This window comes from Betaproteobacteria bacterium (assembly GCA_016709965.1).
In the GTDB taxonomy this organism is placed as follows: domain Bacteria; phylum Pseudomonadota; class Gammaproteobacteria; order Burkholderiales; family Rhodocyclaceae; genus Azonexus; species Azonexus amarohabitans.
The window spans coordinates 1,242,013-1,254,996 of the sequence record JADJLT010000001.1; the positions used below are offsets into that span (position 1 = coordinate 1,242,013).

Below are 12,984 nucleotides of genomic sequence, written 5' to 3' on the forward strand. Positions count from 1 at the left end.
GGGGGGACATCGCCAGCGTCGTAGCCTTTCTCGCCCGCACTATCGGTATTCTTGACGCTCCGTACGTCGACGATCAAAAAGCCCCTCTAAGATTTGCGCCCCAGTCTTTTACGAACCTCGCCAAGCACATTTTTTAAAGCCCGTTCCAGGACACTAAAACCGTCTGGAGCAAGCTCGCTCCACTTGGCCAAGTAGGCGTGCACCGTTCGCCATTTCGGATATTCACTCGGCAACATCCGCCACTGGCAGCCACTCTTGAGCAAATACAGCACGCCGCAGAACACCTCGTATAAATCAACCGTTCGCGGTTTGGTCTGCTTGCGGACGCTTTCCAGCAAGGGTCTGATCTCCTCAAACGCTTCCTTGCTGATGTCACAGGGGTCTCTCTTTCTCATGCCCCGGTTTACGACATGCAATTGATCGTGAACAGCCCCTTACAACCTAACTCATAAAAACAGAAGGGTGCTCAGAGAATCCCGACCCCACTTTTCGGAATACCAAAAAAAACGGCTCGCGCCGCTTTTTAATGGCTATGTAATCTTTGCATGTTGGTCTATAACAAAGTTATCTGAATCAATCGGATAGGTGTTGCGATGAAGCCCAATGATTTCCGGAAACTGTCGAGTGCGTTGAAGGAATTGACGCCGCACCAGCGGCAAGTCTTGATGGATCGGCTGCAACCGGCGGCGCAGGAGTCGGCGTCCTACCAAGTGGTTGAGACCCGGATGACCGAGAAGCCGCACTGTCCGCATTGCGCACACGAGCAGGTTTCCCGCTGGGGGTTCGCCAATGGCTTGCAACGTTATCGCTGCAACGCCTGTCGAGCGACTTTCAACGCCCTGACTGACACACCGCTAGCAGGACTTCGGCACAAAGCGAAATGGATGGACTATGCGAAACAGCTGGCTGAGGGGACGAGCATCCGCAAAAGTGCCGCTGCGGTGGGGATTCATCCCAACACGGCATTCCGCTGGCGCCACCGCTTCCTGAACTTGCCCAATGGTCAGCAGGCGATCAGCCTGGCGGGCATTGCTGAAGCCGATGAGACGTATTTCCTTGAGTCACAGAAGGGCAGAAGACAAGGTTTGAGTCGTGCTCCCCGCAAGCGGGGCGGCAAAGCCAGTAAGCGCGGCCTGTCGGAAGAACAGACCGCTGTCCTGATTTGCCGGGATCGTACCGGCAACACCGCAGACTTCATCCTGGAGAAGGCCGATAAGGCACACCTCGGGGCGGTGCTCAAGCCGCTTTTGGCGACCGATGTCATTCTGTGCACCGACGGAGAAAAGGCGCTGGCGGCTGTTGCCAAAGAAATGGGTATCACCCACCGGCCGGTCAATCTGGCTGCTGGTCAGCGTGTTGTGGCGGGGGTCTATCATGTGCAGAACGTCAATGCCTACGATAGCCGACTCAAGGAATGGATACGCCGCTTCCACGGCGTCGCCACCCGCTACTTGGGTAACTATCTGGGCTGGCGACGATTGATTGAGCGACACGACCGCGATATTTCCTCTGACGATTTCCTCCGTGCCGCTTTGGGGATCGATGGAGTTCAACATGCTATGGGTACATAGCCTTTTTAATAGCATTCAATCTAATCAAGCAGAGAATGACGATCCACAACCGCAAGTTGAAGTTGCGTTCGGATTACGTATAACAAACTGCGACCCCTCAAGCCCTTCGCTATAGTCAATTTCCGCCCCAACTAAGTACTGATAGCTCATCGGATCAATCAACAGGGTCACACCATTCTTCTCCAAGGTTGTGTCGTCTTCATTTACCTCTTCATCAAAGGTAAAACCATACTGAAAGCCGGAACAGCCTCCACCGGTAACGAATACGCGCAATTTGAGACTCGGATTACCCTCCTCTTCAATCAGCTCCTTAACCTTCCCGGCTGCGCTATCGGTAAAAACAAAGGGACTAGCAACATCTGTAACTGCGTTCATGAGGAATACTCCTGAAAAAATTTGTGCGAAATTATGCGAGTCCACACGTTAACGGTCAATATATTAGGCGGAAGTCGCCAGTTTTAGTTCCGTTGGATTTCCAACAGAATGAAGCAAACGCCCTTCTATCACGGCCCCCTGATGCATTTCGATCGACGCATATTCGACATCGCCGATTATTCGAGCTTTCGACTGCATTTCTAGTGATTCACTGACAGCAACCGGGCCTACAACAGTGCCATTAGTTACCAAATGGGCCACACCTACGGCTCCTTCGACACGCGCATGTTCACTGAGTACCAAGGTGGAAGACGATGCCCCCTCTGCGGCATGAATACTCCCCTTGACCTCCCCGTCAACCCGCAAACCACCGGTGAAATAAACAGTTCCTTCAACTCGAGTGCCCGCACCAATCAGACTATCAATCCGCCCATGAGGCTTGTTTTCACTTTTTTTCCCAAACATGCAGACCTCTCCTACAATTGAGCCAAACGCTTGGATCTCAGTGTATCACCCTGGAGAACCCTAGCCTCAACACCAAGCAATTCGCCCTCCTGAGGCAACTCAAACCCCCCCTCCCTACGGAGAAAATGTTTAGTTTCAACCAAATACTCGGCAGAACTATCCTGCTTCCTTGGCAATAGCAAATTCCGCTCCTTGCCAGCATGACGATAGGTTACCGCCAACTGAAGTCGTCCGCGAAACTCTGTGGTCTGCCGATCAGGCTGAAACACTATCAGTAGCCGGTAGCGATAGCGGCCATTTTCCTCAGCCACAACTCGGAAATTTTCGACCCGAACCGAAGCCCCCTCACCCGCAAGCGGAATCAAACGCTCGAATAAAAGAACATCTTCCTTCAGGGCAGCGTTTTGGCTCTCGAGCACCTGAAGCCGACCAAGCAACTGCTGCTGGGTAGCCCGCTCGATATTTACCGCATTTTGACCCGTTCCGGCCGTTGACCGCAGAAGAGCCAACTCCTCCCGCTGCGTCAGCAATTGCTGACGAAGGCCATCCACCTCCTGCTCCAGAACTCCCGCCTGACTCCGCTGGGCGACCATCCACCCACCAAGCCCTAACAAGAGTGCCAACAGCACAATTGGGAGCGCAAGGAGGTACCAAGGCACATGACCCCGTACAACCACTTTCGGCGCCATAATCCCAAAATTACGCCTGAACCGCCTAAGCTTCAAGGTGACGGCAGGAGTCGGCATAACACCATTGATTCATCACATCCAGACATCTATTTCGCATTACTCACCATTCACCCGAAGTAAGCCCTGAAAAGCACCAGCAACCAGTATCGCCACAATTGACGATTAACAGCACACTCAAATTCGTAATAGTGCCTCAATATGAATCACCGAGAAAGCCACCGGGCGATTTAGCAACACTATCATCAGCCGCTTTAGATCGAGCCACACGATATCGTCCCCCCAAAAAAAAGCCGCCCAAGGGCGGCTTTTCGTTGTAGCGCGTATTAGCGCTTGGAGAACTGCTTGCGGCGACGCGCTTTATGGAAACCGACCTTCTTACGCTCGACTTCGCGTGCATCGCGAGTAACAAAACCTGCTTTAGACAACGCGGGCTTCAATGCTGCATCGTACTCAATCAGGGCACGAGTAATACCATGGCGTACTGCACCGGCTTGGCCAGACTCGCCACCACCTATAACATTAACCTTGATATCGAAACCACTCAGCTGCTCCACCAGAACCAGCGGCTGACGCACGATCATGCGGCCGGTTTCACGGGAGAAGAACTGATCAATCGGCTTGCCATTTACAACGATGGCGCCGGATCCACGCTTCATGAACACTCGGGCAACTGCACTCTTGCGACGACCAGTCCCGTAAAAATAACTTTCAGCCATGATGACCCCTTAGATTTCCAGAGCCTGCGGCTGCTGGGCGGTGTGAGGATGCTGTTCGCCAGCGTAGCACTTCAGCTTCTTGAGCATGGCATACCCCAGCGGACCCTTTGGCAACATACCCTTGACGGCAGTTTCCAAAGCGCGCCCCGGAAAACGCTGCTGCATCTTCTTGAAGTTCGTTTCGTAAATACCGCCCGGATAACCCGAGTGACGATAATATTTCTTATCTTCGGCTTTATTACCGGTAACAGTGATCTTGTCCACGTTGGTAACAACGATGAAATCACCAGTGTCAACGTGCGGTGTATAAATAGCCTTGTGCTTGCCACGTAGGCGACGAGCAATTTCGGTTGCGAGGCGGCCGAGCACCTTGTCTGTGGCGTCTACCACAAACCACTCGCGCTTCACCTCATGTGGCTTGGCGGAAAACGTTTTCATATAAGTGTGCCGTCCTGAAAAATTTGGGCGCAGATTGGAGAAAGGCGCGGATTCTAGTCGACTCTGGCGCAAAGTGTCAATAACTTTCCGACCACAGCCACATATGCGGAACAAAAAAAACGCGGCTCTGCGAGCCGCGTTAAATCCACACCAAAGGAGGAGGGTGGAGGAGACAAAGCTGAACCAAGGAACCTATCTTTGATTGGCCACCACAGTTCGTACGATTTCCATTCTGCCCAAACAACAAGAAGTACGCAACCAATATTTGTGCGACGCATCATTTATATTCTGATGCACAAATAAATGTTACAAATCGATATCAAGCAATTGTTAATTAAGTTAAATTACGAATAAATTAGTATTGATTTACCTATAAATAAATTATCAACACCTTTATATATGCGCCACTTTACCGCCAATATTGTTGCATTGCAGCAATATTGGCGGTGCAACCTCGATCTCTGACATATCCACATCCGTTAGAATTCACGCTCTTGCAAGGAGGGAACTATGGAATGCATGGTTAGGTGGATGGGCAACGACGCAGGAATGGCGTTTGTTGCGGAGACAGGCAGCGGTCACGCCGTGGTAATGGATGGCGCCCCCGAGGCAGGAGGGCGGAACATCGGACTACGGCCCATGGAGCTGGTACTGGCGGGCACGGGCGGGTGCACCGCCTTCGATGTTGTTTTGATTCTAAAAAAGGGGCGTCACGCTGTCAGTGGCTGCGATGTCAGCCTGAAAGCAGAGCGTGCCGAGAGCGACCCAAAGGTATTCACGCACATTCACTTTCATTACCGCGTCAAAGGAAAGCAACTCAAAGCGGATGCTGTTGCACGCGCCATTGAGCTATCAAAAGACAAATACTGCTCCGCTTCAATCATGATCGGCAAAACAGCACAAATCACTCACGACTTCGAGATCATTGAAGAAGCCTGAACCCCCATCCAAACGCTAAATACGGTAGGCAGCCCGGGTCATAACCTTGGCTGCCAGTTTCATCGCCATTTTGACAGGCGCGGGAAGCTCCGCTGCGCCGTGGTGAATTGCCGTTTCTGCATGCTGTATTTCGTCGAGTCGCATTCGATCTACGATAGCCCGCGAACGCTCATCTTCTGCCGGCAAGCTGAGCAAGTGACTATCGAGATGCGCCTCAACTTGTCGCTCGGTCTCGGCAAGAAAGCCAAGATTCCATTTGTCGCCAAGGGTACCAGCAGCCAACCCCAAGGAAAGCGAACCGATATACCAGAGTGGATTTAACAGGCTCTTGCGCCCACCAAGCTCGGCAATCCGCTGCTCAGTCCAGGCCAAGTGCTCGGTTTCCTCATCAGCGGCCCCCTTCAAGGCATCCCTGATCCCAGGATCCCGCGAAGTCAATGCCTGCCCTTGATAGAGGGCCTGGGCGCATATTTCGCCACAGTGATTGATGCGCATCAGGCCGATAACGTGACGTTTCTGCTCGGCATCCAACTCCACGTCCGGGCACGCATTTCCCGGAATAGGACGCACACTGCGCGCATGACTGAAAATCGTACGTAGCGCCCGGTCAAACTCAAGAATTAATTGATCTGGTGACATAAGTTCAATGCCTGATATCCGGATGCCCGCCCAGAACCAATGCATTCCGAGCCTCGGCAGCATCACGCACCATGATGCCAAACGGACAGAAATAGTCTTGGAACAATACCGCATGCTGGCGATTGGCGGACGCTTCTTGAATACGGACCCATTCGTTATTTCGCGCCTTGGACCATTTCCCGCTGGAGCGACCGGAAGCATATATCCGACGCTCGCGGGTCTCGCAGCGCATTCCTTCGAAGGTGACATTTTTCACACCCTGGGAAGAGACAACCAGCAAGACGTAGCGCACGACACCATCGCTACCCACCTTCAACGTGGAGCCATCGACAAAAAACTTATTCTCGGTTGCCGCGCTGACATAGAACGGCAGCAGGTTTTCTGGCTTGGGCGAATCCGGCAGCTGAACCTCAATCTCCGTCCAAACACTGCTTTCGTAATCTTCGTCAAAGTCAGCAAGTGCCGACGAAACCGATAACGCGAGCACCGACAAACAAAGCAAGCGACGAACAAATGACATGGTCAATCCTCATGCGAAGCAGAAGCTTCGGCATCCAAACTAGCGCCACCAAGCCGTTTTTGCCTTGCAGCCTTGCGGTCAAAATCCACGAAGCGGACAAGTTCATTGAGCGCCTGCTCGTAAACGCTGCGCTTGAACTCGATCACGGCATCCAGCGGAATCCAGTAATCGTTCCAGCGCCAAGCATCAAATTCCGGTTTATTGGTAGCGCGCAAACTGACATCAGTGTCGCGCCCTATCAAGCGTAGCAAGAACCAGATCTGTTTCTGGCCTTTGTAGGATCCACGCCATTCGCGCTTGATCCAGTGTGTCGGCACTTCATAACGCAACCAACCTTTGGTTCGCCCCAGGATACGCACGTGCTCAGGCAAAAGCCCGACCTCCTCATGCAGTTCACGAAACATGGCTTCTTCGGGCGTTTCGCCGCGCTTTATGCCACCTTGTGGAAACTGCCAGGAATGTTCACGTATGCGCTTGCCCCAGAAAACCTCGTTTTTCGCGTTACAAAGAATGATGCCGACGTTCGGGCGATAGCCTTCACGGTCGAGCATAGATATCCTGCAAAAATTAATAGTTACCCCGATTCTTTCACAAAGGGCGTCCGCTTGCAAAGCCGCGAGACCGTGTAAAATCGAGGTTTCCCAACGAATTCAAGAGCATTCCATGCGCACTTCGCAGTTCTTTTTCAGCACCCTCAAGGAAGCCCCGGCCGACGCAGAAGTTATCAGCCAGAAAATGATGCTTCGCGCGGGCTACATCAAGCGCGCTGCGGCAGGCATTTACACATGGATGCCACTGGGCCTGCGCGTGCTGCGCAAGGTCGAAAACATTGTGCGTGAGGAGATGAACAATGCCGGCGCCCTTGAGCTGCTGATGCCAGCGGTGCAACCTGCCGAACTGTGGCAGGAATCAGGCCGTTGGGAGCAATATGGCCCGGAATTACTGCGTTTCAAGGACCGCCACCAGCGCGAATTTGTCATTGGCCCGACGCATGAAGAGGTGATTACGGATGTCGTTCGACGCGACGTGAAGAGCTATCGCCAACTACCGATCCATCTCTATCAAATCCAGAGCAAGTTCCGCGACGAAATTCGCCCCCGCTTCGGCGTCATGCGTGGCCGCGAATTCCTGATGAAAGACGGCTACTCCTTCCATTCATCCTTCGACGACTTGAAGCGTGAGTACGGCAACATGTATGAAACGTACAGCCGTATCTTCACGCGCCTTGGCCTGAAATTCCGTGCTGTTGCGGCCGATACAGGCTCGATCGGCGGCACTGGCTCGCATGAGTTCCATGTATTGGCAGACTCGGGGGAAGACGATATTGCCTATTGTCCAAACTCTGACTACGCGGCCAATATCGAACTGGCTGAGGCGCTCGCCCCATCCGCTCAGCGAGGCGCGGCCACCCAACCAGTGGACAAAATTGCAACGCCGGGCAAGATGGCTTGCGCCGATGTCGCGGAACTCCTCTCCGTGCCGCTGGCGAAGATCGTCAAATCCATCGCGGTTTTCAGTGAAAAGGAAGATGGCAGCACAACTTTCGCGCTTTTACTGCTACGCGGCGATCATGAACTGAACGAGATCAAGGCCAGTAAGCTTGCCGCCATCGCGCCCTTCCGTTTTGCCACCGAAGCTGAAGTTGAGGAGTATCTCGGCTGTAAACCCGGCTATATCGGGCCTGCTGCGGTCGACCGGAAAAAAGTGGCTATTTTTGCAGACCGCAGCGTTGCCGCCATGAGTGACTTCGTCTGCGGCGCGAATGAAGCCGGGTTCCACCTGACCGGCGTCAATTTCGGCCGCGACCTGCCCGAACCGGAAGTGGCTGATATCCGCAATGTCGTCGCTGGCGACCCGTCGCCGGACGGTCAAGGCACGCTAGAAATCCTGCGCGGCATTGAAGTCGGCCATATTTTCCAGCTCCGCCAGAAATACGCCCAGGCGCTGAACTGCGCCTATCTGGACGAAAACGGCAAGAGCCAGATCATGGAAATGGGCTGCTACGGTATCGGCGTTTCGCGCATCGTCGGCGCCGCCATCGAACAGGGCAACGACGACAAGGGCATCGTCCTGCCCCCGGCCATCGCGCCATTCGAAGTGTGCCTGGTGCCCATGGGCTACTACAAGAGCGAAGCCGTCAAGGCCGCGGCCGACCAGCTTTACGGCGAACTGAAGGCGGCCGGGGTCGATGTCGTGCTCGATGACCGCAACGAACGACCGGGCGTCATGTTTGCCGACATGGAACTGATCGGTATTCCGCATCGCGTCGTCATCGGCGAGCGCGGCCTGAAGGAAGGCCAGCTTGAATACAAGGGACGGCGGGACGCTGAGGCGACCATGATTGCCCAAGCCGATGCTGTCGCCTCCCTCAAGGGAAAGTTGTGCGCCGCCTGATAGCGGCCTGTTGCTTGTTGGGCGCGTCGGCAGCTTTCGCCGGCGCGCAAAAGTACGAACCGCTTTCGGCCAGCGTACAGGCCGCGCTCCATAAAGCCGTGTCGGACTCCCGGCCCTCGGTCAGTTCATTCAAGACCCCCATGGAAGCCGTTGACTGGCTAACTGCCATGTCGCCCCGACTGGCAAAACGGATTCCAAACCGAGAGTACCGCCTCGATCTACTGCGTAGCGTTCATTACGAAGCTACGCGTGCCGGACTTGACCCGCAATTGGTACTTGGCCTGATGCAGGTTGAATCCGGATTCCGCAAATACGCGGTGTCTTCAGCCGGTGCGCGTGGCTACATGCAGGTCATGCCATTCTGGGTGAAAATAATCGGCCGGCCGGACGACTCGCTCTTCGACCTGCGGACTAGCCTACGCTATGGCTGCACCATCCTGCGTCACTATCTGGATATCGAAAAAGGCGACTATTTCCGCGCCCTCGGCCGATACAACGGCAGCTTGGGCAAGCCAGAATATCCCAACATGGTTCGCGCCGCCTGGCAGAACCAATGGAATTACAACAGCCCTGCCCGCCTAGCACAGGCTGGGCAATAATTGAATTTTTTGGCTTTTTTCCGTTGACCGCAGCAATCCCGCGGTCAACCGGGAAAAATAGCCAAAAACAAAATCAACGCATACCGGGCAGCATACCTTTCATGCCGCGCATCAGCTTGCCCATGCCACCCTTGCTCATCATTTTCATCATTTTCTGCGACTGCTCAAATTGATTGAGGAGTCGATTGACCTCCTGCACCTGCACGCCCGCCCCCATGGCAATGCGGCGCTTGCGGCTGGCCTTGATCAGTTCCGGCTTCGAGCGCTCTAGCGGCGTCATTGAATTGATGATGCCCTCGACCCGGCCAATCATCTTGTTCTCGGCCCCAGCCGGCAGCTGACCGGCCATTTGGGCGATCTGCGCCGGCATCTTGTCCATCAACGCCGACAAGCCGCCCATGTTGCGCATCTGGGCGATCTGTTCCTTGAAGTCATTCAGGTCAAAACCCTTGCCGGATTTCAGCTTCTTGGCGAATGCAACGGCCTTTTCCTCGTCCAAACCCTTGCGGGCATCCTCAATCAGCGACAGCACGTCGCCCATGCCCAAGATGCGGGACGCCATGCGTTCAGGATGGAAAGCCTCAAGTCCGGCCAGCTTTTCGCCGACACCGGCAAACTTGATCGGCTTGCCAGTGATATGACGCACAGACAAGGCGGCACCACCGCGCGCATCACCGTCCAGCTTGGTCAGCACCACGCCGGTCAGCGGCAGCGTCTCGTTGAAAGCCTTGGCGGTATTGACCGCATCCTGGCCCAACATCGCATCGACCACGAACAACGTTTCGACCGGATTGATCGCCGCATGCAGCCGTTTGATTTCGGCCATCATTTCCTCGTCGACTGCGAGACGACCCGCGGTATCGACCAGCAACACGTCGTGATAATGGCGCTTGGCCCAATCCAGCGCTGCCAGCGCAATCGCTTCCGGCTTCTCGCCGATGGTCGAGGGGAAGAAATCAACACCCGCCTGCCCGGCCACCGACTTCAATTGCTCGATGGCGGCTGGACGATAAACGTCACAGGACACCACCAACACCTTTTTCTTGTGATTTTCCTTGAGGAACTTACCCAGCTTACCGACCGTGGTCGTCTTGCCCGCCCCCTGCAAACCGGCCATCAACACAATCGCCGGCGGCTGAGTATTGAAATTGATGCCCTCATGGGCATCGCCCATGATCTTGGTCAACTCGGCATGAACTACACCGATCAGCGCCTGGCCAGGACTCAACGACCCGATGACCGCCTCGCCCACCGCCTTTTCCTTCACGGCGGCGATAAAATCCTTGACCACCGGCAAGGCTACATCGGCCTCCAGCAGCGCCATGCGCACTTCTCGCAAGGCATCGGAAATATTGGATTCAGTCAGGCGAGCTTCGCCCTTCAGCGTCTTCATGACGCGAGCAAGGCGATTGGTCAGGTTATCGAGCATGTCAGTTGGGCTTCTAGTAGAATCTAAGGATGGTTGATATTGTAATTCAGCTTCTGCCGCACATTCTCGCCGCCCTGCTTTATGGCGCACTTGGCTTCCATTTCTGGAACACCCGCTGGCGTGAGGGAGAAAACCAGTGCGTCGCGTGTCCCATGCAAACATGGGAGCGTATTGCCATTGCTGTTGCGCTCGGGATTCACGCAGCGGGCCTCTACGATGCATTGTTTGCAGATGTCGGCATGCGCTTCTCGTTTAGTTTCGCGCTGTCCCTGATGATGTGGCTGGCCGTACTGATTTACTGGCTGGAAAGCTTCATGGCGCGAATGGAAGGCATGCAACCCATGGTTCTGCCATTAGCCGCAGTATGCACCGCATTGCCGATTGCATTTCCAAATGTTCACTTGGTTGCAAATGCCAGCGCAACCGGGTTCAAGCTCCACTTTCTTGCCGCCATGCTGGCCTATAGCCTGCTGACACTCTCCGCGTTACACGCCATTTTCATGGGCTTTAGCGAAAGGGCACTGCATAACCGATCAGTCAAACGGAGTCTCAGCAGTTTGCCACCACTGCTCACGATGGAAAAGCTGCTTTTCCGGATGTTGCTGATTGGCTTCATTCTTCTGACACTGACTGTCGGAAGTGGCGTCCTCTTCTCCGAAGCACTTTTTGGAAAGCCGCTAACGGTCGATCATAAGACCCTGTTCGCTTTTGCCTCATGGGGCATTTTCGCAACGCTACTCGTCGGACGTCACGTCTGGGGTTGGCGCGGAAAACGCGCCTTACGCTGGACCTTGGCCGGCTTTGCGCTGCTGATTCTGGCTTACGTCGGCAGCCGCTTTGTCGCTGAAGTTATCCTGGGCCGAGTCTAACCAAAAACAATGACCGACTTACCGCTGTCAGCAATGCTTGGGGCGCTTTTTGTGCTCGTCATCCTTTCGGGTATTTTCTCCGGATCCGAAACCGCCATGATGGCAGCCAATCGTTACCGTTTAAGGTACGCAGCACAAAATGGCCATCGCGGCGCAAAACTGGCACTCGTGCTCCTGGCGCAAACGGACAAACTACTCGGACTCATCCTGCTCGGCAACACGCTGTTCAATGCAGCTGCGGCAACGCTCACCGGCTACATCGCACTGGCCCTTTTCGGGCAATCAAAGTACGCACTCGAAATTGGCACGCTGTGCATCACTTTCACCCTGCTGGTTTTAGCAGAGATTTCCCCCAAAGTCATTTGTGCCACGCATGCTGACCGCTTGGCGCCAATATTGAGCTACGTCCTGACTCCGCTGCTTCGCCTTGCTTTTCCCATCATTTGGTTCGTCAACCTCTTCGTGATGGCTTTGCTGAAAACCGTTCGCCTTGCCCCCAGCGCCACGCATGAAGAAGCCAAGCTATCACCCGAGGAATTGCGCAGCCTGGTCCTTGAATCCGCGCATCTCATGCCCAAGAAGCACCACGCAATACTCTCCAGTCTATTTGAGCTCAACAATATTACTGTCGAGGACGTCATGACCCCTCGCGGCAATATCGAGATACTGGACCTCGACCAGCAGTGGGAAGAAGTCCGCACGCAACTCGCAACAAGTCACCACAGCCGACTGCCGGTGTGCCGCGAATCGCTGGACCAATTGATCGGCATATTGCCTGTCCGGCGCCTCCTTGCAAATCTGGGCGACCCTGATTTTGACGAAGCGGCGCTACTTCAACAGCTTCAATCCCCGTATTACATACCCGCCGGCACTCCGGTATTTTCACAGCTGGCGTTTTTTCAGGAAAACCACCAGCGCATCGGCTTTGTCGTCGACGAATACGGCGAAATACTCGGCCTCCTGACGCTCGAAGACATCATTGAAGAATTCGTGGGCGATTTCACGACCTCGCTACCCGGACTGGATCAGCAACTAGGCTGGTCTCCCGCAGGGGACGCCATCGTTGAGGGCGCACGCCCCCTGCGCAGTCTCAACCGCATGCTTGGACTGGATTTTCCTATTGACGGTCCAAAAACACTAAACGGCTTGATTCTCGAGCATTTTCAGGACATTCCGGAATCAGGAACAAGCATCAAGCTCGCCGGCGTTGCGGTAGAGGTTCTTCAAACACAGGACAGAAGCGTGGTCACTGTGCGCATTTTCCGGCCAGAAACCCGCTAACAAAGTCCCAGCCTTTACAAACGGCCGCCTGCGTAGCATTATCAACCGATCTAATCGGCA

General features: G+C 54.5%; 15 protein-coding genes and 1 pseudogene. 6 read left to right on the top strand and 10 right to left on the bottom strand.

Annotation, left to right across the window (positions count from 1 at the left end):
• Positions 1–11 precede the first annotated feature (11 nt).
• Positions 12–395: pseudogene (locus tag IPJ12_06235) on the bottom strand (transposase).
• Between the two features lie 198 nt (positions 396–593).
• Between IPJ12_06235 and IPJ12_06240 the strand changes: the two are divergent.
• Positions 594–1,571: an IS1595 family transposase gene (locus IPJ12_06240; protein ID MBK7646750.1), complete on the top strand. Its 978-nt coding sequence runs from the start codon at positions 594–596 to the stop codon at positions 1,569–1,571.
• Positions 1,572–1,595: 24 nt separating this feature from the next.
• Here IPJ12_06240 and erpA read toward each other — a convergent pair whose 3' ends face one another.
• The 5 genes from erpA to rplM all read right to left on the bottom strand — a co-directional run bounded on the left by erpA (position 1,596) and on the right by rplM (position 4,254).
• Positions 1,596–1,946 (bottom strand): iron-sulfur cluster insertion protein ErpA, encoded by a 351-nt coding sequence (gene erpA, locus IPJ12_06245; GenBank protein ID MBK7646751.1) that lies wholly within the window; start codon positions 1,944–1,946, stop codon positions 1,596–1,598.
• Positions 1,947–2,009: 63 nt separating this feature from the next.
• Positions 2,010–2,411: a polymer-forming cytoskeletal protein gene (locus IPJ12_06250; protein MBK7646752.1), complete on the bottom strand. Its 402-nt coding sequence runs from the start codon at positions 2,409–2,411 to the stop codon at positions 2,010–2,012.
• Positions 2,412–2,422: 11 nt separating this feature from the next.
• Complete coding sequence (locus IPJ12_06255; protein ID MBK7646753.1) at positions 2,423–3,004, bottom strand: hypothetical protein; 582 nt, start codon at positions 3,002–3,004, stop codon at positions 2,423–2,425.
• 419 nt (positions 3,005–3,423) lie between these two features.
• Positions 3,424–3,816 (bottom strand): 30S ribosomal protein S9, encoded by a 393-nt coding sequence (rpsI, locus tag IPJ12_06260; GenBank protein ID MBK7646754.1) that lies wholly within the window; start codon positions 3,814–3,816, stop codon positions 3,424–3,426.
• A 9-nt stretch (positions 3,817–3,825) separates the two neighbouring features.
• Complete coding sequence (gene rplM, locus IPJ12_06265) at positions 3,826–4,254, bottom strand: 50S ribosomal protein L13 (protein ID MBK7646755.1); 429 nt, start codon at positions 4,252–4,254, stop codon at positions 3,826–3,828.
• A 510-nt stretch (positions 4,255–4,764) separates the two neighbouring features.
• Here rplM and IPJ12_06270 point away from each other — a divergent pair.
• Complete coding sequence (locus IPJ12_06270) at positions 4,765–5,193, top strand: OsmC family protein (protein ID MBK7646756.1); 429 nt, start codon at positions 4,765–4,767, stop codon at positions 5,191–5,193.
• Positions 5,194–5,208: 15 nt separating this feature from the next.
• Here the strand turns inward: IPJ12_06270 and coq7 are convergent, their stop codons facing one another.
• The 3 genes from coq7 to IPJ12_06285 are packed head-to-tail and all read right to left on the bottom strand — an operon-like array spanning position 5,209 to position 6,903.
• Positions 5,209–5,832: a 2-polyprenyl-3-methyl-6-methoxy-1,4-benzoquinone monooxygenase gene (gene coq7 / locus IPJ12_06275; protein ID MBK7646757.1), complete on the bottom strand. Its 624-nt coding sequence runs from the start codon at positions 5,830–5,832 to the stop codon at positions 5,209–5,211.
• 4 nt (positions 5,833–5,836) lie between these two features.
• Entirely contained in the window at positions 5,837–6,352 is a 516-nt protein-coding gene (locus IPJ12_06280; protein ID MBK7646758.1) for a CNP1-like family protein, read from the bottom strand.
• Positions 6,353–6,354: 2 nt separating this feature from the next.
• On the bottom strand, positions 6,355–6,903 hold the full coding sequence (locus tag IPJ12_06285; GenBank protein ID MBK7646759.1) for an RNA pyrophosphohydrolase: 549 nt from the start codon (positions 6,901–6,903) through the stop codon (positions 6,355–6,357).
• 112 nt (positions 6,904–7,015) lie between these two features.
• On the opposite strand from IPJ12_06285, the gene IPJ12_06290 reads away from it, so the two are divergent.
• Together IPJ12_06290 and IPJ12_06295 are read left to right on the top strand one after the other, a co-directional pair.
• The gene (locus IPJ12_06290; protein ID MBK7646760.1) at positions 7,016–8,746 is read left to right on the top strand and encodes a proline--tRNA ligase; all 1,731 of its coding nucleotides are present in this window, start codon (positions 7,016–7,018) and stop codon (positions 8,744–8,746) included.
• Positions 8,734–9,345, top strand: a complete 612-nt coding sequence (locus IPJ12_06295; GenBank protein ID MBK7646761.1) for a lytic transglycosylase domain-containing protein — start codon at positions 8,734–8,736, stop codon at positions 9,343–9,345. Before IPJ12_06290 ends, IPJ12_06295 begins: the two co-directional genes overlap by 13 nt.
• A 73-nt stretch (positions 9,346–9,418) precedes the next feature.
• Here the strand turns inward: IPJ12_06295 and ffh are convergent, their stop codons facing one another.
• Positions 9,419–10,774, bottom strand: a complete 1,356-nt coding sequence (gene ffh / locus IPJ12_06300; protein MBK7646762.1) for a signal recognition particle protein — start codon at positions 10,772–10,774, stop codon at positions 9,419–9,421.
• A 29-nt stretch (positions 10,775–10,803) separates the two neighbouring features.
• Between ffh and ccsA the strand changes: the two genes are divergently transcribed.
• Both ccsA and IPJ12_06310 read left to right on the top strand, forming a co-directional pair.
• Positions 10,804–11,643, top strand: coding sequence for a cytochrome c biogenesis protein CcsA (gene ccsA / locus IPJ12_06305; GenBank protein MBK7646763.1), 840 nt, complete (start codon positions 10,804–10,806; stop codon positions 11,641–11,643).
• Positions 11,644–11,652: 9 nt separating this feature from the next.
• The gene (locus IPJ12_06310; GenBank protein ID MBK7646764.1) at positions 11,653–12,924 is read left to right on the top strand and encodes a DUF21 domain-containing protein; all 1,272 of its coding nucleotides are present in this window, start codon (positions 11,653–11,655) and stop codon (positions 12,922–12,924) included.
• Positions 12,925–12,984 lie beyond the last annotated feature (60 nt).